The organism is Aminobacter sp. MSH1 (genome assembly GCF_003071665.1).
GTDB classification, from domain to species: Bacteria; Pseudomonadota; Alphaproteobacteria; order Rhizobiales; family Rhizobiaceae; genus Aminobacter; species Aminobacter niigataensis.
The window spans coordinates 1269559-1291166 of sequence record NZ_CP026265.1 but is presented as its reverse complement, the minus strand read 5'-3'; the positions used below and the strand labels follow the sequence as shown (position 1 = coordinate 1291166).

Here is a 21608-nt window from a genome sequence, read left to right as displayed (position 1 = left end):
GCGCAGGCGGCAGTCATCGCACTGCCTCATGCATCGCCAGCCGATACCCCTGCCGGTACCCCACATTCTCGATCGAGACGCCCGAGCCCTGCAGCCTGCTGCGAAGGCGGAGCAAACCGAATTTGAACGCCTCATACATCTTCTGAGGCGACGGCCCACCGTCAGGATCATCAAGGTACATCGCGTTGAATATGCGCTCGGTCGGAACCGCGCGGCCTTTGCCGTGCCAGATCGCGCCGAGAATACGGCTTTCGAACTCACTGACGCCGCAACCTTCAATGACGACATCGAGCGTTGGCGCCGTCACCGGCTGTTTGCAGCAGGGGCATTCGAGGGCATGCGGTGCAGATGGCGTGCCGATAAAAGTTCCTGCGACTGATGTGGAGCTTTCCATTAGTAACCCCTCCGCTTGGCTTCCTTGATCGCCTTGCGGACGATGCGCAGATCATTGCCAGCACCGCTGCCATCGAGGCTAGCAATGGTGCCAGGTGCGACTTTCTCCAAATCTTGAATAAACCTCCGCGCAGCATCTAGGTCGGACTGGAATGTCGGACCGAGGTCGCGCGCCAATGTCGCCATCGTTTCGGCTGAGATGCGATCTCGATCGGCATCGGATTTCGTCTCGTATGCGACTTCATTGATGATGGTCAGCGCTTCGCCGAACTCTTTCGACGACGTACCAGCGGCCCTCATGTCCGCCGCCAGCGCCTTGGAGGCTTGCCCCAGCGCCTCTGCCCGGTCCGGATCCTCGCTCTTGATGGCATTCAGCGCTTCCCGATTGAAGAACGGGGTCACATCCTCGTCGCGAAACTCTCCCGCCTGTTCACTCTCGCCATACAGGGTTCCGGCCGCATCACGTTCTTGGGTGTCGTCGACCTTGCCCATCAGGCGGGTCTCCGCGGCGGCAATGTCGGCTTTGAACCACTCAGGCGGAGCGCTCGCGGCCGGCTGGTCGTTGGGGTAGAGGATCGAGGCGCTATCAGTGTCAGACATTGATTGCCTCCGGCTTAGCTACGTCGCGCCACGAAATCTCAGCAACCTGAGCAATTGTCTTGTTTGGCCGAAACGCCGGTTGATTGTTGGCCGCCTGCACAGTGTCCAATACAAACTTCCAAAGCCCGTTCTGCCACATCGCGCCACCATGAGCCGGCGCACGGCCGCTCGCCCGTAGCGCGGTCCAAGCCGCACCTTCGGTCTTCTGGATTTCTTCCAGGATGTCACGGATCGACTGCACAAGGTCATCAGCGCGCCGTGCGGCTTCAAGCAGCTTGCCAGCATGGTCCTGCGCGATGGCGAACTGGCGAGCCCGCTCATCAATAGCCGCCTTTTCGGCAATAGCGGCCTCCCGCTTGGCTGCATACTTGTGAGCCCGCTGTAGAATAGCGCGATCGTTCGTCGCCTGTGCGATTCGCGACTGGGCGCCTGCTAGCGCCTCGATGTCCTGAGCGTTGCCGCTGACGGCACCGAGCGAGAGGCGTTCAACATCACGCTCCATCTCCGCCAGCACGTTATCGAGAGCGCCGATCTGTTGATTGATTTGCTGGGTTGAAGCAGTTTTCATCGTCAATCCTGTGAAAATGGATGATACGCAGGGTCCATCGTGCCGCTGAAGCGCATCGGCGCGGGTTGTGGAGAGATGGGGCGCCATTCAGGCGCGGCCAAAGCGACGGGCTTAGGCTCCGGGCTGATCTTGGGTGCAAGTGGCTTGCTATTCACCGGAGCGCACAGCCGCTCGATATCGCGCACGGTGTTTACCGCGAACCTCAGTCGACGCGTTGCAGCCTGCAGGTCCTCACGCGCGGTCAGGAGTTCCGATCGCGCCTCGCTGGCCATGCTCTCCAGCATCCCTGTAGCCTCGACCTTCACCTTGCAATCACGATCGGCCAAGGCTGCATCGATCAGCTTCCGAACCTGGGGATGCGATATCAGCCGCCAGGCGTGCTTGTTCGCCGTACGCGCGGAGTAGCCAGCTCGGACCATCGCCCGCGTGGCGTTGTTGTCCTGCAAGTATTCCCGCACGAATTCGAACTGACGCGGCGTCACGTAAATCAGCCTATTTTAGAGAAAACTCAGGTTTTACCGAGGAACTAACACCGCCACGATACCACCAGGCGGCGAGTTATGGCAAGCGTAGATTTCTACTAACTATTTGATTTTGTTGCGCTTTCTGCAACAAATCGGGTTACGGCGCGATGCGATGTCAAGTTTTGTCAGGCTCCAGCACCTGCCGGCCGCGGCAGTGGCGACAGAACAATGGCCACCAGAATAGAGCGCTAATACTTTCTGCGGGGACTACGGGAGTTGCGGGGACTGTTTTCCACTCACCGGAGTAATTTTACACGATGTGTTTTTTCCCGCGTAAGGCAAAATAAGTCCCGCAGGTCCCCGCAGTCCCCGCACTGATCAAATTGTCTCGATGGCCCATAGCGCGACCTTCGCACGATCATGACCCTGGACGACGATACGCCTTCCCCCAATGATGCGACCGGCCTGCTTGCGCAGGAAAAGCCCGAACCGCTGCTTATGCAGCGATCCTCGCTCTATGAACTCCGCTAGCGCGTCCGACAAAGCTTCATGCCTGCGAAAATCGGGGCTTTGGTCACGGTCCATCTCGATCATCTTGGCGATCTTGGAAACTGTCCACGGCTCCCCAGTCGGCAGCGTGTTCAAGATTGTCGCAGTGCGTTCGCGCTCGGGATCGTCATCTCGGACCTTGCCGGAATTGGCGAGGGGATCGACTTCGCCTAACCACACCAGAGCCGAGCGCACACGGTCCGACCAGCCCTCAAAGGATCCGAGCGGAGGGACAACGCGCTCCCCACTGTGCACGATAAACGCGCGAAGGACGGTCAGTGCAGCTGTCACCAACTCGATCCGACGATCCTTTGCCACCGCCGTGACATCGACAGAGAATGTCCGATCTTCAGGTCGTTCGACACGCGCATCAAGGTTGATGAGAACGACGCGGCGCGTAAGATCGCCGGCAAAACGCAGGCTGTTGCCGGTAGCGCAGAACGTCGAGCCAGTTGGCAGTTTCAAGTTGCGGCTCTCGCCGAGGACGCGAACCGCGACAACTCCTTGAGTGAGAACTTGGCACAGGAACTCAGAGCGCAGCGGGTACTCGATGTTATCCAGTGTGATGAACGCATCGCCCGCCATCAGGACCGAGCCGACATGTTTTTGCAGTTCAGCTTCTTCACGCGGGGCGGACAAGACTGCGGCGGCCTGGCCGGTGCCGAGAATTGCAGCAATATCGACGAGCTTCGACTTGCCGGTGCCTGGTGTTGGCGCGCTTACGCCAAAAAGCGGCGCCGTAGGCAGGCAGGGGCGAACGACGGCCGTCAGCACCATCGCCAATGCGGCGGAGCGGTCGGCGTCACCCACAAACGGAAAGGTCGACAGCAGGCCCCGCAGGGCCGCGAGAGCAGCCTCCGCGGCCTTCCTCGATGGTTGTTGTTTGATCGCGGGCCAATCAAGCTCTGACGCGAACAAAATGCCGGTCGATGGATCAAAGCCCTTCGCTTCAAGTACGGTTCCATCTGGCCGCAACGTCGGCGCAGAGACGACAGCGCGGAGTTGCGGAAACGGCCAGTCGCCACGGCGCGAAAGAACGGTTTCCGCGACAATAGACGGGCAAGCGATTGGCCGAGTCTCGCCTTTCCGGTCGTTCCATTTCTGCCAGTCAATCAAAGCCGTGAAGATGTCGACCAGTGCAGCCTTGTCTACGGGAACCAAGACGGTCGCGCCTTCAACTCGGCTAACGCCACCTGTATGGGTCGTCGTATCAATATGCACTGGTCGAACGAGTGACGTGCCACGTGCAAATATCGGGGCGCCGGCATCGACCGCAGCCTTACACGCCAGTGTGACACAGAGCGGCAACTCGCTTTCGACGTACTGTATGACGGGACGCCTAGCACCGCTAGGAGCGTGGCGACCGGAGGTAAGCGGAAGGACATTCATGCCGCCACCCATCAAGCGTTTTCGCCGGGGTCGCGGTCGTCGACGGCCTTGGCGTATCTGATTTCCAGTCGATTTATATACTCCAGCACGCGCCACACGAACCCGCACGCGGCCTCGATGCGATCGGCATTCTCTACGAGCCAGTCATTCCAGAAGCGGGGTCGAAGCTGTGTTATCCAAACAGGCTGATCGCGAAGGCGGCGCGCCAGAAACCGGTCGGCTTTCTTCATCTCGGAGTAGATCTTCAGCAACATTGCGCGATCATCATCATTGAGCGTCGTTGCCCTATAGAGATGATCGGCCTGTTTTCCGATGCTCTCGATATCAGGATGATCAAGAGGCTTACGAAAACCTCCGCCAGAAACACACGGTGGGAATTTCGGAGAATAGTCGTTCATTAATTTGCCTTCGCTTGTGCGACGGCGGCAATGTTGCTATTGTTGCAACGCTTGATATATCGATCATTGCCGCCTCGGAGACTTTGTCTTCGGGGCTTCTTTTTGCCCCGGTGGCGGTTGTCAGGCGGCGTGGGCTGCCTTAGCGGCTTCCCAAGTCTCCAAGTCGACCAACTTCCAACGCGAACAGCCTGACGAGAGAGAAACGGGCTTCGGAAAAGTTGGGTCGCTCTTAAGCCAACGCCACGGTGTGGTACGGCTGACTCCATAACGCTCGGCAACTTGAGTGTCTTGCAGGTAAAGGGAGGCGTTCATTTGCATTTCCATCCGTTGATGATGGAAACAATCTGGAGCGTCCTGTTTGTTTTCGTCAGTGGCTTTAATTAGGTCAAATTCTCGTAGGCTTTAGCGCCGTAGTCAGGACCGTCTCGCCGCGCACGCGAACCTCATCGGTCCATACGCCATGCGCCGCTTCCACCCGTTCTTGCCGCATAAGCCTCTTGCGGTGGCGCTCTTCGACCAAACGGCGGCGATCGACGCGCGATGTACGCTCCAGAGGGGACAGGGGCGGGCGCCCTCGTCTCGCGCTCACCGTGGCTCTCATAGTTGCGATCATCCGACCCACAGCCATCGGCGTGAGCCAGTCCATCAGATGCATCGCGGGATCGTACGGGACTGCCAAGAACCGCTCGACCAATTGGCGGGGAACATTGATCATGAACGACCCGCCGCCAGTTCGCTTACGCGCCGCCGTCCGCGTCATCATGACCGCCAGTTGATCCAGAAGGAAGCGAGTTTCAACGTTGAAATCTGGGGTCAAGACGGTGTCGACCCGATTGGCCTTTGCCGGCAGATAGACGCTGCGAAGCCACCGAGCGCATACGTCAGCGTCGTGCGCGGTGATACGGACCTCGATTTCGCCTTTTCTCGGCATCAGCGCCGCCCCGGAAACAGCACGACTTCACTCTTGGCCATGAGACCGGCAAGGAAATCAGACCAAGCCACCATCATCTGCCGGCGTTTCTCGATCATGTCGCCGCGCCGATATGCTGCCTCGACGGCGTTGCTGACCTTGTGCGCGAGTGCGGCTTCAGCCATCTCGCCGGCAAAGGCTGTGCGCTCTGACACCCAATCCCTGAAAGTTGACCGAAGGCCATGCGGAACGGCAGCACGCTTCGACGATCGATCTAGGAACCCTGCGCGGCCTTCCTTGGTCTCAGCCTCGTGCAGGCGCCGCATCGTCGCGCTCAACGTCATGTCAGACAGCACGCCTCCCTTTGCAGCCGGAAACACCAATGGATTTTCAGCGAAGCGTGGCAAGGTTTTAAGGAGCGCAACGGCATCGGGCGACAGGGGAACACGATGTTCCCTCGCCATCTTCATTCTGGCAGGAGGCACGATCCACAGCGCCTTTTCCAGATCGAATTCATCCCAGGCGGCGCCGCGCACCTCTTGCGACCGGGCCGCGGTCAAGGCCAGAAATTGCAAGGCCCGGCTCCCGGTGCCTTCTCGCGCCCGCAGCGCTGCAAACCAGCGCGCCGCATCGTCAAGCTGCACGGCCGGCTGATTGTCGCCGACCTTCACTTTCGAGGCAGCGGGTAGCATTTCCTTGAGATTGCCGGCCCATCTTGCCGGATTATCGCCCGTACGATGACCGGCAACCGTCGCCCAAGCTAGGACGGCTTCAATACGGCCGCGCAATCGAGATGCGGTCTCAGTCTTAGTGCGCCAGATTGGCTGCAGCACCCGGAGCACGTCCTGTAAGGTGATGTCGCCAACCATCATCGGGCCTAGCTCAGGGCCGGCATAGGTTTCAAGCGTCATGCGCCACTGAGCCCGATGCTTGGCATTTTTGAACGCGTCCAGCTTGGCGGCAAGGTACCGATCGACAGCATCATTGAAAGTCAGGCCGCGAGCTTGTTGTGCGGCGAGAGCGGCGCGAGCTGCCTTTCGTTCCTCGATCGGATCTATGCCCTGCCGAATCTTATCCTTCGCCTCACGGGCAATGCGCACGGCATCCGCAAGCGTCACGTCAGGATAGCCGCCGAGCCCAATCTCGCGCCGCTTGCCGCCGACGAGAACGCGCAAGATCCATGTGCGCGCACCTGAGGGCGTGGCCTGAAGAAGCAGGCCGGCAACGTTCCCAACTGCAAAAGTCACATTGTGCCCTCGCCCTGGATGCCGCAGTCGAGCCACTTCCAGCGCTGTCAGGTCCTTCACTTTTTTCGGCACGCCCAACCCATCAATCTACCCGCCATAAAAGATGCAAACTATCACAACAGGACGCAACGAGACAATACAGCAATGTTGTTGCAACTTCCGCAACAAATTGAATCTACAAGACTATTTGCAACAAGCTTACACCACCTGCTGCACAGCAATGGCGGCCTCCCTCTCCGCCAACCGTCCCGCCGCTACCGCCTGACTGCCGTTGATGCGCCCGAGAAGGTTGTCGCCGCGCTGATGGGCCGAAGTAAAGCGCTGGCCCCCTCGCTCGCGCAGAAGCAGTGCTGGCTGCTAAAAATAGCCTTCACACCGCCTAAGCATCTTTGATCTCCCGGTCAGTGACGCGAGAATCTTGCGTGCCCGGCCCCGTTCGTGGAACGCCTCGCATCCCGCCACCCCGTCATGCGTGCTCGGCGATCACCGCGAGGAAGGCGGGGCCGTAGCGGTCGAGCTTGGCTTCGCCGACACCGGGCACGTTCGCCATCTCGGCGCGCGACGCGGGTCGCACCGCTGCCAGCTCGATCAGGGTCTTGTCGTGGAAAATCACATAGGGTGGCACGTTCTGCGTGCGCGCTATGTCCGTGCGCTTGCGCCGCAGGGCCTGGAACAGCTCATGGTCCGCATCGGGGACAGAGGACTGTGCCGTGCTGAGCGCAACCTTGCCGCGTTTGGCGCGCGTTGGCGCCGGTACGCGCAGCATCAGCGCCGGCTTGTCGCGCAAGAAGTCGCGGCCGGCAGGTGCGATCGACAGGCCGCCATGACCTGTGAGGTCGACGTCGATGAGGCGCAGCGCGATCAGTTGGCGCAGGATCGCCCGCCACGTGCGGTTGTCGTGCTCGGTGCCGATGCCGAAGGTGGAGATGCGGTCATGGCCGAACTGGGCGATGCGCTCGTTGTCGACGCCCAAGAGCACGTCGACAACATAGGCTTGCCCGAAACGCTCGCCGGTGCGGTAGATGCACGACAGCGCCTTTTGCGCCGCAATGGCGCCGTCGAACAATTTTGGCGGCTCCGCGCAGGTGTCGCAATTGCCGCATGGTTCGCTATGGTCACCGAAATAAGACAGCAGGACCTGGCGGCGGCAGCTTGCCGTCTCGGCCAGCCCCAGCAGCGCATCGAGTTTCTGCCGCTCCATGCGCTTGCGCTGGTCGGGCGCCTCCGACTCCTCGATGAAGCGGCTGCGCAGCGCGATGTCGTCGTAGCCGTAAAGCATCAGCGTATCGGACGGCAGGCCGTCGCGCCCGGCGCGACCGGTCTCCTGATAATAGGCCTCGATGCTGCCCGGCAGGTCGATATGGGCAACGAAGCGCACGTCCGGCTTGTCGATGCCCATGCCGAAGGCGACGGTGGCGACCATGATGACCGCCTCGCCATGCTGGAAGCGCATCTGGTTGGCTTCGCGCGCCGCCTTGTCCATGCCGGCGTGATAGGCCAGCGCATCGTAGCCGAGGCCCTGAAGCCAGGCGGCGGTTTCCTCGGTCCGGCGTTTCGACAGGCAGTAGACGATCCCGCTCTCGCCTTGGTAGCGCTTGAGGAACTCCTTGAGCTGGGCGCGCGGGTTGTCCTTTTCCTCGATGGCGTAGCGAATGTTGGGCCGGTCGAACCCGGCGACGAAGGCGTCGGTCTCGTCGATTTCCAGATGCGACAGGATTTCCGCGCGCGTCGGCTCGTCCGCGGTTGCCGTCAGCGCCATGCGCGGGGTGCCGGCAAAGCGCGACACGACCGCGTCGAGCTGGCGATAGGAAGGACGGAAATCGTGCCCCCACTGCGACAGGCAATGCGCCTCGTCGATGGCGATCAGCGACAATTTCACGCCGTCCAGCAGCTCCAGCACATCAGGCCGCAGCAAGGTTTCAGGTGCGACATAGAGGAGGTCGAGCGCACCAGTGCGGATATCGTGCCACAGGCTGCGGCGCCCGTCGGGTGAAAGGTCGGAGTTGAGCCCCGCCGCCCGCACCCCAGCTTGGCGCAGTGCCGACACCTGATCGGCCATCAGCGCCAGCAGCGGCGAAACGATGAGCCCCATGCCGGGACGGACGATTGCGGGGATCTGGTAGCACAACGACTTACCGCCGCCAGTCGGCATCAGCACGAAGGCGTTGTTGCCGGCGATGACATGCTCGACGATCCGCGCCTGCGGTCCCCTGAACGCATCATAGCCATAAATGGTCTTGAGAATTTCGAGGGCGGTGGCGGTCATCGGTGGCTGCAACGGAGAATCATGGAAACGTCCTTCATAGCAGCTTCGCCGTGTCAGCGATCGTTGATGCGCCTTTCTGTCGGGCTACTTGCAACAGTTCGTCGGTTTGCTCCTCAGGCCGAGTGAACGTCGTGGTCGGGGCTTGGCCTGGTAAAGCCCAGCCTAGCCAAGCCCAGGCGAACCTCCGGTGCGCTCATGAACAGTTTCCACAAAAGCCCGGTCCGATGGTTCTCGATCATCGCAACAATCGGCCCCTGATTGATGGCGAGGAAGGTTCGCGCGTACCAGTTCCGGTTCTCGCAGAACGCGTCGACAAAACCGAAGCGGCCCCAGATGCGTTTACCCGGCTTGGCCAGGAAACCGCGCAAGGCCGACATCGCCTGGTCGGGCATGTAGGGAAAGCTCGACAGGGCGGCGCTCGGCGTGATGACGCCAATGTCCCTATCCGGCGCATGCGCGACATAGCCCGTCGGGCCATGCGATGCGGTCAGTCCCCAGCAATCGGCACCATATCCCTGATGGCCATGGGGGTTGAGTACGCAATGCCGATGATTGATCCGCGCGTGGCGAACGTTCTGCTCCCAATAGTCGGCATGGCGGTCTCTCAGCGCTCGCGGATCGAGGCCGCAGAAGGAATAGTGCGCGAAAAACAGCGGGCCGCCAAAATCCGTTCCGAGCGGCAATTCGATGCCGTGATGTTCCCGCCTGTTATGAAAAGCTGGTCCGGCCGCAAAACCGTTGTGGTAGCAGCCGGGATCGATTGCGTGATGCTGCGATCCCGCCGCCAGCACGAAAGCAAGCAGGCACTCGTTCCAGCCTTCGATCGGGTTGTTCATCGCCCATCCGTGCTTCGGGCTCCAGTGCCAATAGAGCTTGCCCTTCCGCTGAAACCAGTCCCATTCGGCCTGCGCCAGCAGCGCATTCACACGTCCGCGAAAACGCTGTTCCCCGCCTGCGCTCCGATCGAGATATTCGCGGGCACAAATCAATCCCTGGAACAGAAACGTCGTCTCGACAACGTCCGCACCGTCGTCCTTGCGTCGGAAGGGAATGGTGGCACCGGTGCGGCCGTCGATGAAATGCGGGAACATGCCGTGGTAGCGCGGCGAGCCCTCCAGCAAATCGAGCATCCGATGCAGGCGGCCCAGCGCTTCAACGCGATCGACCCAGCCGCGCTCGACCGCGACGATGATCGCCATGATGCCGAAGCCGGAGCCCCCGATCGCAACGAGATCGTTTGGTTTGTTGCCTGTCGTCTTCAGGCGGTCCCGCGCAAGGCCACTGACGGGATGGCCGCCTTCCCAGAAATAGCGCACGGTCTGCCGCTGCACGAGGTCAAGCAATGCGTCATCGGCAAGCATTGATGGATCGGGCGCAAGGTCGGGCATGCGAGGCAAAGGGACGTGTGGGCTTGGCAAACTCAAAGAACCCCACCTAACGAACCCAGGCGTCGGCAGCCGCGCGTCGCGGCCTCGCATGGGCCAAGGGCCGCCCGCAACAGATCAGCCTATTGGCCTCACCGGAAATCGGCGGCGGTCAGGGTATAGTAGGTGCGGCGACCGTGGGAATAGGCTTCGCGTGCGACATCGTAGATCGATTTGCGCGCTGCGTCGAAGGCCGTCAGGCATTCTGACTCGGACAGCTGTGTCCTGCCTGCCCTGGCCCCTGCTTTCGCCAATGCGCCGGCTTCGACGAAGAAACGCACTTCGAACATGCCGTCATGACCGATGAAGCGGACAGCTTTTTTGGCTTCGTCGAAGCTGCGGCTCGGATTGAGAAAAGCGAGTGTCATGAGTTGCCTGCCGTGGTGCTGTTAGGTCCAAGTGCCTCCAACCTGATCCGTTCCCTGCGGCGCCCGGCGTTGCGACGATTGAGCGACATCATCCCGCTCGTTGCGTCCGACCGGGTCATGCCCGTCATTGCCTGGCCGTCGACATGTACCGGTATGCCGGTGAAGACATGGTAGACGGTCCACGAACGATCCACCTCGATGCGCCGCCCGACCTGGTGCTCGATGGAGCACGGCGCCCCGCCTTCATTGTCCCAGATGGCGATCGCGGCCGCATCGCGTCTGCGTTGGCTTTGGTTGATGCGGTCATTCATGGTCGTGACCTTCCTTTATGGAGTGCGTCGGTATCGATAGCCCCGGACTGGCCATGATGCCTTCACCGGGGCCCGGGATACCGCAACGTTCCGGTCCGAACCGGAATGACACTGATGCTGCCAGTACATCCGTGGTCAGCGTCAGGTTTCATTCCAGGATTCGAACCGAGCGACAGGCGCGCCGGATCGGCGTCCTGTATTCGCTATCGAAAATTCGGTGGTGAATGGCGGGTCGAAGGTCTCTGACACCGCGAAAAGCCAAGTCGGCCAAATCAACGAAATCCATATATACGCCGATTTATGATATTTATCAAGGATACATCCGGAAATTATAATTCTTAAATAAATCTTTTGGTGCTGGTTTTAAACATCAAAAAACAGAATGGATCTTTCTATTTTAAAAAAGCATCCAGATTATACTAAAAAATCCGATCAATATTATCCCGAAATTTCGGGCCAATCTCGAATTATTTTTGGCACTCCTATCATTCGAGTGCCAAGGGCGCTATATATGTGCGGTGGTCGCCCTATGCGCCGGCCGCAGAAAGAATCTCATGAAATTCCGGCCGCTTCACGACCGCGTCGTCATTCGACGCGCCGAAGGCGATATCAAATCCAAAGGCGGCATCATCATTCCCGACAATGCCAAGGAAAAACCCCAGCAAGGCGAAGTCATAGCCGTCGGCCCCGGCCCACGCGACGACGGCGGCAAGCTGATCCCGCTCGACGTCAAGACCGGCGACACGGTGCTGTTCGGCAAATGGTCGGGCACCGAGGTCAAGATCGACGGCACCGATCTCCTGATCATGAAGGAGGCCGACATCATGGGCATCGTCGACACGAGCGAAGCGGCCAAGAAGGCCGCCTGAACCGGCTGCGGCCTCAAGAACGAACTGGACGAAAAAAATGTCTGCCAAGGAAATCAAATTCTCGACCGATGCCCGCGACCGCATGTTGCGCGGCGTCGAACTGCTCAACAACGCCGTCAAGGTGACGCTCGGCCCGAAAGGCCGCAATGTCATCATCGACCGCGCCTTTGGTGCGCCGCGTATCACCAAGGACGGCGTCACCGTCGCCAAGGAGATCGAGCTTTCCGACAAGTTCGAGAACATGGGCGCGCAGATGGTGCGCGAAGTGGCCTCGAAGACCAACGATCTCGCCGGCGATGGCACAACGACAGCAACGGTGCTCGCCGCGTCCATCCTGCGCGAAGGCGCCAAGCTGGTAGCCGCCGGCATGAACCCCATGGATCTCAAGCGCGGCATCGACCTTGCCGTGGCTGCCGTGGTCAAGGACATCCAGGCTCGCGCCAAGAAGGTCAAGTCGTCGGACGAGATCGCCCAGGTCGGGACCATCGCCGCCAATGGCGACGCCACCGTCGGCGCGATGATCGCCAAGGCGATGGACAAGGTCGGCAACGAGGGCGTCATCACCGTCGAGGAAGCCAAGACCGCCGAGACCGAACTCGACGTCGTCGAGGGCATGCAGTTCGACCGTGGCTACCTCAGCCCCTATTTCGTCACCAACGCCGACAAGATGCGTGCCGAACTGGAAGACCCCTACATCCTCATCCACGAAAAGAAGCTCGGCAATCTGCAGGCCATCCTGCCGATCCTCGAAGCCGTGGTCCAGAGCGGCAAGCCGCTGCTGATCATTTCCGAGGATGTCGAAGGCGAGGCGCTGGCGACACTGGTCGTCAACAAGCTGCGCGGCGGCCTGAAGGTCGCCGCCGTCAAGGCTCCGGGCTTCGGTGATCGCCGCAAGGCGATGCTGGAAGATATCGCGGTTCTGTGCGCCGGCCAGATGATCTCGGAGGATCTCGGCATCAAGCTCGAGAATGTCACCATCGACATGCTTGGCCGGGCCAAGCGCGTGCTGATCGACAAGGACACAACCACGATCATCGACGGCGCCGGCGACAAGGCCGGCATTGCCGCCCGTATCGCGCAGCTGAAGATGCAGATCGAGGAAACCACCTCCGATTACGACAAGGAAAAGCTGCAGGAACGCCTGGCCAAGCTCGCCGGCGGCGTCGCGGTCATCCGCGTCGGCGGTGCGACCGAGACCGAGGTCAAGGAAAAGAAGGATCGCATCGACGATGCGCTGAACGCCACACGCGCTGCCGTGGAGGAAGGCATCGTTGCCGGCGGCGGCGTGGCGCTCCTGCGCGCCAAGGCGGCACTGGCGACACTTACCGGCGCCAATGCCGACGTGGCCGCGGGCATATCTATCGTGCTGAAGGCGCTTGAGGCGCCGATCCGGCAGATCGCCGAGAACGCTGGCGTCGAGGGCTCCGTCGTCGTTGGCAAGCTGATGGAAAGCAAGGAGGCCACCCAGGGTTTCAACGCGCAGACGGAAGACTATGTCGACATGATCAAGGCCGGCATCGTCGACCCGGCCAAGGTCGTGCGAACGGCATTGCAGGATGCGGGCTCGATCGCCGCCCTGCTGATCACCGCCGAAGCGATGATCGCCGACATTCCGGCCAAGGACGCGCCTGCAGCCGCCGGCGGCATGGGCGGCATGGGTTACTAGGCTCTACGCCTGAACACCCGGTCGCCGTGCGGTCGGGTGGCCACTACCTCACTGTCAACAAGGAGCATTCCATGGCTATGCAGACCAACCAGAAGCAGTCCATTGCGGCACGATGGGAGAACTACCAGCCGACCAAATCGACGCTCGTCTGGACATGCGTCGGCACGGCCGTCGCCACCATGATCGTCGGCTTCAGCTGGGGCGGCTGGGTCACGGGCGGCACTTCGCAGGAGCTTGCGCTGACGGCCGGCGATGTGGCGCGCGGACAACTCGCCTCGACCATCTGCGTCGAGAGGTTCAATGCAGCACCCGATGCCGCGGCAAAGTTGACCGAACTGAAGGCAAAGACAGCCGGCTACGATAGGCAGAAGTTTGTCGAAACGGGCGGCTGGGCGACAATGCCCGGAGAGACGTCTCCCGACCGTCGCGCTTCAGTCGGCTGTGCCACGGCGCTCGGGGCCTGAACCAAAGGCCACGACGATCGCCTCGGAGTTCGCCGTTCCCTCAATCCGTAAGAGCAAGGAGCGTGACGCATGATCTCTTTTGTGAAGAAGGGCGAGCTGCAGCCACCAAAGGTCGAACGGAAGCCATCTCCTGCAATAGACGAGGACAACCGCTTCGAGCAGATTCGAAATGCTGCCGCGGAGAGGCGCCGGAAATCTGATGCAGAGGACACACGCCGCCGCGCCCGAGAGGCCGCCGAGGACAATCGGCTTCTCTGACGGGCCCTTGTTTAGGTAGCTTCGGGAAAGCGGGGCCGAGACATCTCGGAGAGGCAGTCGAGCGGCGGTTCAGCGATCTGAATCGCTTGCTCGCGGTCCTGCATCGCGGCGCTAAGATCGGAATCGAAAATAGCGCAAATTGTTTGATTTGAATTGAGTTGCCCGCACGACCATCCCTATTCCGCGCTGGTTACGTGGCTGGACCCGTTCAGACGGTCGCGGCCAATTTCCTCAGCTGTCGACATGGTCGACGCCGAGCACCGCGCGGCGCATCTTGAGCCCTCACTCATAACGGGTCTGGTCCATGCTAGACCTCCTCCGGAACTTCGTTCAGGAGCTACCTGATGATTTCGTCGACCAGGTCCGACGCCTCCAGCAAGACGGAATGCCCCTCAGGCCGGGCAGTATCCGGAGCCTGGCATCCGGCATGAGATCGCACCGCCATGCGACGCGTCGATCCGACGTCATTCTCTCCCGTCATGTCTCGAAAGCAGCGTTGCGTGGCAAACGACGTTTTCCGGCCAGGCTGATATGTATACAATAGCCTGATCACACCGCTGGCAAATGAGATTCTTTGGGAGACTCGCCTCCCGATCCCAGCTAAGTCCTTGGCGGTCTCTCCAAAAGCAATAAACCTATCAAAAGCTTGTAGTTATCCACCACATTGCGGTCGGCGGGAACGCGACCACTCCGCCGGATCGCGCCGAACTGCGGCCCATCCGCTGCAACGGTCGCCGGATTTCGTCAAAAGCCGTGTTGACAACCACAAATTATATCCAATACGAATATCTGATAGTATACAATTTGGAAGGCTCGGGATTGGCCCGAACTTCCGCGAGCCCACCGGCTCAGAGGATCGCATGAGGATCAAGCTCATCAATCCGAACACGACCCAGTCGATGACCGATCTCATCGGCGGCGCGGCGCGGGCGGTGGCGGCACCGGGGACCGAGATCCAGGCGGTGACGTCGCGATCGGGCGCTGCATCGATCGAAGGTCACTACGACGAAGCGATGAGCATCATCGGCCTCGTCGATGAGATCATGGATGGACCCGCCGCCGACGCCTATGTCGTCGCCTGCTTCGGCGATCCGGGCCTGCTTGCGGCGCGCGAGCTCACCGGTGCGCCGGTGTTCGGAATCGCCGAAGCGGCGATGCATGCCGCGACCTTCGTTGCCACCGGGTTTTCGGTGGTGACGACACTTGAGCGCACGCGCATCATCGCCGAGCACCTCGTGCGCAACTACGGCATGCAGAACCATTGCCGCCGGGTACGCGCCACCGATGTGCCGGTGCTCGAATTGGAAAAGCCGGAATCGAACGCCCGCGCGATCATCCTTGCCGAATGCGAAAGAGCGCTCTCCGAGGACCGCTCGGAAGCCATCGTTCTGGGTTGCGCCGGCATGGCCGACCTGGCGAAATTCCTCGAGGACAGGCTGCAGGTGCCTGTAATCGACGGCGTGGTCGCCGCAGTCAAGTTTGCCGAGGCGATCGTCGGCATGGGCCTGAAGACATCGAAGCGCGGCGACCTCGCCTATCCTCTGCCCAAGACCTATCGCGGCAAGCTCGCCGGCTATGCGCCCGACACCCGGCTTGCCGACAGGTTGACGGCACGAAAAGTCAGTTAGCTTAGGGGTTTGAACAGCGTCTTGAAGTCGACGCGCACGGGGTGATCGGCAAGGTCGATCTGAGCCTCGATATGACGGAGGTGGTGGTCCATGTACTGCGCAGCTTTCTTGCCGTCCCGCCGCTTCAGCGCGTCCACGATCTCCTTGTGCTCGCTGTACGAACACGGCACTGCGCCCGGTGATTCGTACAGGGCGATGATCAGCGACGTCCGCGACACCAGTTCGTGGACGAAGTCGCGCAGCACCTCGTTACCAGCAAGCGAGGCGAGTTCACGATGAAAATCCCCGGAGAGCTGCAGCCGCCTTTGTTTGCTGTCTTGCTCGACTGCCTCCGCCTCGGCGCTCACCATGGCCGTCAGCCGATCGACGTCTTCCCTGGTGATCGTCGAGGCGAGCTTTTCGGTGAGGATGCATTCGACCCCGCGCCGTGCCTCGAACACCTGCCGCGCTTCCTCGATCGAGGGCTTGGAAACGAAGGCGCCCTTGTTGGGGATCAAGTCGACGAGCTTCTCGTGCGACAGCCGCTGCAGAACCTTGCGGATGATGGTGCGGCTGACGCCGAAGGCGGTCGCCAGCGCGTCCTCCTGCAACGGCGTCGCCGGCCTGATCTGGTGATTGATGATCGCCGAATAGATTTCGCCGTGGATGTGTTCGTCGGTCGGGCCGCCGCGCTTCTTGGTCTTGTCGGGGCTCGGCGGGGCGGCGGATTTCAAGGCGCGGGGCTCGCGTAACATGTCACGATCCTGATGAAACGGCATAGGGAGGACTAGGATGTATTCTATCCCGTACGATGCCCGCTTGGAACATGCCTTTTCCGCCAGCACAATCCCTCAAGCAAAGGCGGTGCAATGATGCATGGACACACTGTCGAAACCGGCGCTGTGCCGCAAATCCCGTCCGTTCTGGATGTACACAATCTGCGCATTGAATTCCCCTTGCGCCAGCGCTCGCTTGTCGCCGTCGACGACGTTTCGTTCAGCATCGGCAAGGGTGAGATTCTGGGCGTCGTTGGCGAATCCGGCGCCGGCAAGTCGCTGACCGGAAGCGCCCTGATCGGACTGCTGCAACCGCCCGGCCGCATATCGGGCGGTTCTGTTCATCTCTCCGGCCAGCGCATCGACGATCTGCCGCAGGCCGAACAGCGCAAGCTGCGCGGCCGCCACATCGGCGCGATCTTCCAGGACCCGCTGACCAGCCTCGATCCTCTCTTCACCGTCGGCCGCCAACTCACCGAAACCATCCGCGCGCATCATCCCGGCAATGCTGAAACCGCGCGTGCGAAGGCGCTGCAGCTGTTGCGCGAAGTCGGCATCGCCGATCCGGAAAACCGCTTCAGCCAGTATCCGCACCAGTTCTCCGGCGGCATGCGCCAGCGCATCGTCATCGCATTGGCGCTCGCCGGCGAGCCGGAACTGATCATCGCCGACGAGCCGACCACCGCCCTCGACGTCTCGGTTCAGGCCCAGATCATCGGGCTTCTCAAGCGGCTCGCGGCAACGCGCGGCACGGCGATCATGCTGGTCACCCACGATATGGGCGTCATCGCCGAGACCGCCGATCGGGTGGCGGTGATGTATGCCGGTCGCGTCGTCGAGATCGGGCCGGTCGACGAGGTCATTCACCGGCCGCGCCACCCCTACACGGCGGGGCTGATGGCCTCGATCCCCTCGCTCAACCGCAAGGCAGAGCGCCTCGCCCAGATCGACGGCTCGATGCCGCGCCTTGGCAGTTGGCCCGACGGCTGCGCCTTCAATCCGCGCTGCCCCAAGGCCGGCACGCGTTGCCGGACGGAGCTTCCGCGTCTGGCCGACGCCGGCGGCACATCCGCTGCCTGTTTCATCCACCAGGGTGGCACGCAACTCTGACTGAGACAGCCGCATTGCCAGCCCAAGGCAGCGCTGGCCCGAAGACCTGGAACATCGCGCGACGAGCGGCCCGCATTCCGCGGACGCTGCGCGCTTCTCGGCTTGCCTATTTCTCAGGCACATCATGTATACAATTGATGCATAGTTGCGCATACAAGGCTGTAGACGAAGCGTATTCGATGTGAAATCATCCCTCCTGTCGGCTCTCAACAGGCTGGGTTCCAGTGACAAGTGCTCGAGATCAGAACGGATCGAAATGGGCATTCCCCGACCCTCGGGGGATGAGAGGATCGCGACTTCGATTTTGTCACGCCGGCCACGCAGCGCTGTTGAACCACCTCAAGCCCCCGATGGATGCGGTGCCTTTCGGCACGCCCGACGCCTCGTCCCTCGGCCAGCCGGCATGTGAACGATTCAAGAATCCAACAAACAAGAACTGCGTGGGAACAGCCGATGAAAAACTACTTGAAACTGCTACTTCTCGCCTCGTGCGCCGGCCTGGCCGTCAACGCGGCTGACGCCAAGACGCTGCGGTTCGCTGAATCGCAGGAAATCAGCTCGATGGACCCTCACGCAGCGCGCGAGGATTTCACCCTCAGCCTGATCGGCAACGTTTATGAGGGCCTCGTCCGCTGGAACAAGGAACTGAAGATCGAGCCGGCCCTGGCCGAAAGCTGGGAGACCTTGTCCGACACCAAATGGCGCTTCCATCTGCGCAAGGGCGTTGAATTCCACAACGGCAACCCGTTCACCGCAGACGACGTGATCTTCTCCTTCGAGCGCGCCGGGTCGCCCGGCTCGCCCTTCGCCGGCCTGCTCGAGCCCATCGCCGAGGTGGTCAAGGTCGACGACCACACGGTCGACATGACGCTGAAGCGCAAATACGCATTGCTGCTCAACGACTTTGCCGGCTGGTACATCCTCGACAAGGAATTCCAGGAATCGATCGGCGCCCAGAAGCCGCTCGATCTGTCGACCAACACCGGCGGCGCGATGATCACGCAAGGGGTTGGCACCGGGCCGTTCAAGGTTGCCAGCCGCGAGCCCGACGTGAGGACCGTCTTTGCCGCCAACGAAAAATGGTGGGACAAGCGCGAGCACAACATCGACGAGATCGTCTACACGCCGATCGCCAACAATGCGACGCGCGTCGCAGCCCTGCTTTCGGGCGAGGTCGACTTCATCCGCAACGCGCCGCCCCAGGACGTCGCGCGCATCGAGGCCACGGCCGGAATGCAGGTGATGCGCGCGCCGCATCTGCGCAACATCTTCTACGGCATGGACCAGCAGTCGAAGACCCTGCCTGGCCTGGATTCCAATCCGCTCGCCGACGTGCGCGTCCGCAAGGCGATCTATCAGGCCATCGACGTCGAGGGCATCAAGCGTTCGATCATGCGCGACAACAGCCGTCCGTCGGCGATCATGATGGCGCCGGAACTGCCGTTCTACGACGCCAGCCTCGACGTCCGCTTCCCCTACGATATCGAGGCTTCGAAGGCACTGCTCAAGGAGGCTGGTTACGCCGATGGCTTCACCTTGCCGATGGATTGCCCGGCCGGCTCGTTCATCAATGACGAGCAGATCTGCCAGGCAACGGTCGGCATGCTTGCCAAGGTCGGCATCAAGGCGCAGCTGACGATGCATCCACCCGTGCAGTTCGACACCGAACTGCCGGCCGGCAAATATTCCTTCTACATGCTCGGCTGGGCCGGCCTGCCGACGCTCGACGCCTACAACATCATCTCGGCGACCTTCCATACGCCCACCGGCGACCTCGGCGCCTGGAACCCGAAGGGCTATTCGAACGCCCGGGTCGATGAACTGATCCCGCAGATCGGCACGGAATACGATGCCGAAAAGCGCCAGGAGATGATCTCGGAAGTCATGAAGCTGCATCGCGACGAGGTCGGCAAGATCATGCTGCACCAGCAGTTCCTGACCTGGGGCATGACCGACAAGGTCCATGCCATCGTGCCGGCCGACGAGTATACGCGGTTCTGGTACTACACGATGGACTGACGATTGATCGGAGGCTGGGCGCCTGGCGCCCGGCCTCCCTCTATTTCAGAGGCTGAGATGATTTCCTTGCTCGCCACGCGACTGACCAGCGTCATCCTCGTGATGCTGGTGGTATCAGCGCTTTCGTTCTCGATCTTCAACTTCCTTGGCGACCCGGTGAACAACATCCTCGGCGTCAACGCCACGCTTGCCCAGCGCGAGGAGTTGCGTGTCGCCCTGGGCCTCGACCAGTCGACATTCGTCCAGTTCTGGCGCTTCGTCGAACGCGCCGTGGTCGGTGATTTCGGCGTCTCCTACCGCAACCGCCAACCGGTGGTCGACCTGATCCTCGCCCGCCTGCCGGCGACGCTGGAGCTCGTCCTGTGCGCCACCGTCATCGCGCTTGCCGCTGGCATTCCGATGGGTGTCTACACCGCGCTCAAGCCTCGCGGCTTGCTTAGCCGCACACTGCAGTTCGGTTCGCTGCTCGGCATCTCGATGCCGCAGTTCCTGATCGGCATGCTGCTGATCCTGGTCTTCTCCGTCGAGCTGCGCTGGCTGTCGGCCTTCGGCCGCGGCGACGTCGTCACGCTGGGCTGGTGGTCGACCGGCCTGCTCACAACATCAGGCGTCAAGGCATTGATCATGCCGACCATCACGCTTGCCGTGTTCCAGGTGTCGATGATCATGCGGCTGGTGCGCGGCGAGATGCTGGAGGTGGTGCGGACGGATTTCGTCAAGTTCGCCCGGGCCCGCGGCCTCTCCGACCGCGCCGTCTATCTGACGCATGCCCTTCGCAACAGCCTGCTGCCGGTCATCACCATCACCGGCCTGCAGATCGGCTCGCTGATCGCCTTCGCCATCGTCGTCGAGGCGGTGTTCCAGTGGCCCGGCATGGGCATGCTCATTCTCCAGGCGATCGAATTCGCCGACTTCCCTGTCATGGCGGCCTATCTCGCCTTCGTCGGATTCAGTTTCGTCACGATCAACCTGATCGTTGATCTGATCTATCTCGCCGTCGATCCAAGGTTGCGTGCAAAATGAGCCAGCTTGTCCTCAGACTGAAAGCAATCGGCAACAGCGAGCTGGCCTGGCGATTCAGGACCTCGCCGCCGGTCATCTTCGCCACGGTCGTGCTGGTGGTGCTGGTCTTCTGCGCCGCCGCCGCCAACCTGATCGCCCCGCACAATCCGTTCGACCCGGCAACGCTCAACATCATGGACGCGCGCCTGCCGCCGGTGTGGATCGACGGCGGCTCCTCGACCTATCTGCTCGGCACCGACGAGCAGGGTCGCGATATCCTTTCCACCATCTTTTACGGCATGCGCGTGTCGATCCTTGTCGGCATCGCCGCCGTCGCCTTTTCGATGACCATCGGCGTCGCGCTCGGCCTGATCGCCGGCTACCTCGGCGGCTGGGTCGACACCATTATCATGCGGCTCGGCGACATCCAGCTCAGCTTTCCGACAATCATGATCGCCTTCTTCATTGACGGCGTCGCCAAGATCGTCATGCCGATCGGCATGCGCGAGGAAATGCGCTTCTACGTCGTCATCCTGGCGATCGGCGTCGCCGACTGGGTGCAGTTCGCCCGCACCGTGCGCGCCGCCACCATGATCGAGCGCCGCAAGGACTATGTCGCTGCGGCCCGCATCAGCGAGGTCGGCGGGTTCCGCATCCTGCTTGCCCACATCCTGCCCAACACTATCGGCCCAGTGCTGGTACTCGCCACGCTGGGCCTCGGCGTCGCCATCCTCACCGAAGCGATCCTGTCCTTCCTCGGCCTCGGCATGCCGCCGTCGCAGCCCTCGTTGGGAACCCTGATCCGCGCCGGCAACGACCTGCTCCTGTCGGGCGAGTGGTGGATCTCTCTGTTCCCCGGTGCAGCACTTGTGCTGCTGGTGCTGGCCGTCAATATCGTCGGCGACTGGCTGCGCGACGTCCTCAACCCCCGCCTCCGCTGAGACCACGGA

General features: G+C 61.5%; 23 protein-coding genes. 10 read left to right on the top strand and 13 right to left on the bottom strand.

Annotated features, from left to right (window positions below; genetic code table 11):
* Positions 1-13: 13 nt before the first annotated feature.
* The 8 genes from CO731_RS06315 to CO731_RS06275 all read right to left on the bottom strand — a co-directional run bounded on the left by CO731_RS06315 (position 14) and on the right by CO731_RS06275 (position 6590).
* On the bottom strand, positions 14-394 hold the full coding sequence (locus CO731_RS06315; RefSeq protein ID WP_108606431.1) for a hypothetical protein: 381 nt from the start codon (positions 392-394) through the stop codon (positions 14-16).
* Entirely contained in the window at positions 394-993 is a 600-nt protein-coding gene (locus CO731_RS06310) for a hypothetical protein (protein ID WP_108606430.1), read from the bottom strand. Before CO731_RS06310 ends, CO731_RS06315 begins: the two co-directional genes overlap by 1 nt.
* On the bottom strand, positions 986-1561 hold the full coding sequence (locus CO731_RS06305; protein ID WP_108606429.1) for a hypothetical protein: 576 nt from the start codon (positions 1559-1561) through the stop codon (positions 986-988). The genes CO731_RS06310 and CO731_RS06305 overlap by 8 nt, the downstream gene beginning before the upstream one ends.
* Positions 1562-1563: 2 nt before the next feature.
* Entirely contained in the window at positions 1564-2043 is a 480-nt protein-coding gene (locus tag CO731_RS06300; RefSeq protein ID WP_159091574.1) for a terminase small subunit, read from the bottom strand.
* Between the two features lie 360 nt (positions 2044-2403).
* Entirely contained in the window at positions 2404-3735 is a 1332-nt protein-coding gene (locus CO731_RS06295; RefSeq protein ID WP_159091573.1) for a hypothetical protein, read from the bottom strand.
* Between the two features lie 239 nt (positions 3736-3974).
* On the bottom strand, positions 3975-4361 hold the full coding sequence (locus tag CO731_RS28610; protein ID WP_159091572.1) for a hypothetical protein: 387 nt from the start codon (positions 4359-4361) through the stop codon (positions 3975-3977).
* A gap of 385 nt (positions 4362-4746) precedes the next feature.
* Positions 4747-5292, bottom strand: a complete 546-nt coding sequence (locus CO731_RS06280; RefSeq protein ID WP_108606424.1) for a hypothetical protein — start codon at positions 5290-5292, stop codon at positions 4747-4749.
* The gene (locus CO731_RS06275; RefSeq protein WP_108609665.1) at positions 5292-6590 is read right to left on the bottom strand and encodes a site-specific integrase; all 1299 of its coding nucleotides are present in this window, start codon (positions 6588-6590) and stop codon (positions 5292-5294) included. The genes CO731_RS06280 and CO731_RS06275 overlap by 1 nt, the downstream gene beginning before the upstream one ends.
* 72 nt (positions 6591-6662) lie before the next feature.
* Between CO731_RS06275 and CO731_RS28605 the strand changes: the two genes are divergently transcribed.
* A complete protein-coding gene (locus CO731_RS28605) occupies positions 6663-6911 on the top strand; it encodes a hypothetical protein (RefSeq protein ID WP_159091571.1) in 249 nt (82 codons plus the stop codon).
* A 73-nt stretch (positions 6912-6984) separates the two neighbouring features.
* On the opposite strand, the gene recQ is transcribed toward CO731_RS28605, so the two are convergent.
* The 4 genes from recQ to CO731_RS06255 all read right to left on the bottom strand — a co-directional run bounded on the left by recQ (position 6985) and on the right by CO731_RS06255 (position 10887).
* Positions 6985-8784: a DNA helicase RecQ gene (gene recQ / locus CO731_RS06270; protein WP_108606423.1), complete on the bottom strand. Its 1800-nt coding sequence runs from the start codon at positions 8782-8784 to the stop codon at positions 6985-6987.
* Between the two features lie 113 nt (positions 8785-8897).
* Entirely contained in the window at positions 8898-10145 is a 1248-nt protein-coding gene (locus CO731_RS06265; RefSeq protein WP_245439647.1) for a glucoamylase family protein, read from the bottom strand.
* A 155-nt stretch (positions 10146-10300) separates the two neighbouring features.
* A complete protein-coding gene (locus CO731_RS06260; RefSeq protein ID WP_108606421.1) occupies positions 10301-10576 on the bottom strand; it encodes a DUF1488 domain-containing protein in 276 nt (91 codons plus the stop codon).
* A complete protein-coding gene (locus CO731_RS06255; RefSeq protein ID WP_108606420.1) occupies positions 10573-10887 on the bottom strand; it encodes a hypothetical protein in 315 nt (104 codons plus the stop codon). The genes CO731_RS06260 and CO731_RS06255 overlap by 4 nt, the downstream gene beginning before the upstream one ends.
* A 554-nt stretch (positions 10888-11441) precedes the next feature.
* Here CO731_RS06255 and CO731_RS06250 point away from each other — a divergent pair.
* The 5 genes from CO731_RS06250 (at position 11442) to CO731_RS06230 (ending at position 15772) form a co-directional block, all read left to right on the top strand.
* On the top strand, positions 11442-11756 hold the full coding sequence (locus CO731_RS06250) for a co-chaperone GroES (RefSeq protein WP_108606419.1): 315 nt from the start codon (positions 11442-11444) through the stop codon (positions 11754-11756).
* 37 nt (positions 11757-11793) lie between these two features.
* Positions 11794-13422, top strand: a complete 1629-nt coding sequence (gene groL, locus CO731_RS06245; protein ID WP_108606418.1) for a chaperonin GroEL — start codon at positions 11794-11796, stop codon at positions 13420-13422.
* Positions 13423-13493: 71 nt separating this feature from the next.
* Complete coding sequence (locus CO731_RS06240; protein ID WP_108606417.1) at positions 13494-13886, top strand: hypothetical protein; 393 nt, start codon at positions 13494-13496, stop codon at positions 13884-13886.
* A gap of 69 nt (positions 13887-13955) precedes the next feature.
* Complete coding sequence (locus tag CO731_RS06235; protein ID WP_108606416.1) at positions 13956-14144, top strand: hypothetical protein; 189 nt, start codon at positions 13956-13958, stop codon at positions 14142-14144.
* Positions 14145-15004: 860 nt separating this feature from the next.
* Complete coding sequence (locus CO731_RS06230; RefSeq protein ID WP_108606415.1) at positions 15005-15772, top strand: aspartate/glutamate racemase family protein; 768 nt, start codon at positions 15005-15007, stop codon at positions 15770-15772.
* On the opposite strand, the gene CO731_RS06225 is transcribed toward CO731_RS06230, so the two are convergent.
* A complete protein-coding gene (locus CO731_RS06225; RefSeq protein WP_159091570.1) occupies positions 15769-16506 on the bottom strand; it encodes a GntR family transcriptional regulator in 738 nt (245 codons plus the stop codon). The genes CO731_RS06230 and CO731_RS06225 overlap by 4 nt on opposite strands.
* Before the next feature lie 117 nt (positions 16507-16623).
* On the opposite strand from CO731_RS06225, the gene CO731_RS06220 reads away from it, so the two are divergent.
* From CO731_RS06220 to CO731_RS06205, 4 genes are all read left to right on the top strand, one after another.
* Positions 16624-17637 (top strand): ABC transporter ATP-binding protein, encoded by a 1014-nt coding sequence (locus CO731_RS06220; protein ID WP_108609664.1) that lies wholly within the window; start codon positions 16624-16626, stop codon positions 17635-17637.
* Positions 17638-18090: 453 nt separating this feature from the next.
* The gene (locus CO731_RS06215) at positions 18091-19656 is read left to right on the top strand and encodes an ABC transporter substrate-binding protein (protein ID WP_108606413.1); all 1566 of its coding nucleotides are present in this window, start codon (positions 18091-18093) and stop codon (positions 19654-19656) included.
* A 57-nt stretch (positions 19657-19713) separates the two neighbouring features.
* Entirely contained in the window at positions 19714-20679 is a 966-nt protein-coding gene (locus CO731_RS06210; protein WP_108606412.1) for an ABC transporter permease, read from the top strand.
* Positions 20676-21599 carry an ABC transporter permease gene (locus CO731_RS06205; RefSeq protein WP_108606411.1) on the top strand — a complete coding sequence of 308 codons (924 nt, stop codon included), beginning with the start codon at positions 20676-20678 and terminating at the stop codon, positions 21597-21599. Before CO731_RS06210 ends, CO731_RS06205 begins: the two co-directional genes overlap by 4 nt.
* Positions 21600-21608: the final 9 nt, after the last annotated feature.

Coding starts and splice junctions, on each gene's coding strand:
- CO731_RS06315 (WP_108606431.1), bottom strand. CDS start 394: ATGGAAAGCTCCACATCAGTCGCAGGAACTTTTATCGGCACGCCATCT.
- CO731_RS06310 (WP_108606430.1), bottom strand. CDS start 993: ATGTCTGACACTGATAGCGCCTCGATCCTCTACCCCAACGACCAGCCG.
- CO731_RS06305 (WP_108606429.1), bottom strand. CDS start 1,561: ATGAAAACTGCTTCAACCCAGCAAATCAATCAACAGATCGGCGCTCTC.
- CO731_RS28610 (WP_159091572.1), bottom strand. CDS start 4,361: ATGAACGACTATTCTCCGAAATTCCCACCGTGTGTTTCTGGCGGAGGT.
- CO731_RS06280 (WP_108606424.1), bottom strand. CDS start 5,292: ATGCCGAGAAAAGGCGAAATCGAGGTCCGTATCACCGCGCACGACGCT.
- CO731_RS28605 (WP_159091571.1), top strand. CDS start 6,663: ATGTTGTTGCAACTTCCGCAACAAATTGAATCTACAAGACTATTTGCA.
- recQ (WP_108606423.1), bottom strand. CDS start 8,784: ATGACCGCCACCGCCCTCGAAATTCTCAAGACCATTTATGGCTATGAT.
- CO731_RS06265 (WP_245439647.1), bottom strand. CDS start 10,145: ATGCTTGCCGATGACGCATTGCTTGACCTCGTGCAGCGGCAGACCGTG.
- CO731_RS06260 (WP_108606421.1), bottom strand. CDS start 10,576: ATGACACTCGCTTTTCTCAATCCGAGCCGCAGCTTCGACGAAGCCAAA.
- CO731_RS06255 (WP_108606420.1), bottom strand. CDS start 10,887: ATGAATGACCGCATCAACCAAAGCCAACGCAGACGCGATGCGGCCGCG.
- CO731_RS06250 (WP_108606419.1), top strand. CDS start 11,442: ATGAAATTCCGGCCGCTTCACGACCGCGTCGTCATTCGACGCGCCGAA.
- groL (WP_108606418.1), top strand. CDS start 11,794: ATGTCTGCCAAGGAAATCAAATTCTCGACCGATGCCCGCGACCGCATG.
- CO731_RS06240 (WP_108606417.1), top strand. CDS start 13,494: ATGGCTATGCAGACCAACCAGAAGCAGTCCATTGCGGCACGATGGGAG.
- CO731_RS06235 (WP_108606416.1), top strand. CDS start 13,956: ATGATCTCTTTTGTGAAGAAGGGCGAGCTGCAGCCACCAAAGGTCGAA.
- CO731_RS06230 (WP_108606415.1), top strand. CDS start 15,005: ATGAGGATCAAGCTCATCAATCCGAACACGACCCAGTCGATGACCGAT.
- CO731_RS06225 (WP_159091570.1), bottom strand. CDS start 16,506: ATGTTACGCGAGCCCCGCGCCTTGAAATCCGCCGCCCCGCCGAGCCCC.
- CO731_RS06220 (WP_108609664.1), top strand. CDS start 16,624: ATGCATGGACACACTGTCGAAACCGGCGCTGTGCCGCAAATCCCGTCC.
- CO731_RS06215 (WP_108606413.1), top strand. CDS start 18,091: ATGAAAAACTACTTGAAACTGCTACTTCTCGCCTCGTGCGCCGGCCTG.
- CO731_RS06210 (WP_108606412.1), top strand. CDS start 19,714: ATGATTTCCTTGCTCGCCACGCGACTGACCAGCGTCATCCTCGTGATG.
- CO731_RS06205 (WP_108606411.1), top strand. CDS start 20,676: ATGAGCCAGCTTGTCCTCAGACTGAAAGCAATCGGCAACAGCGAGCTG.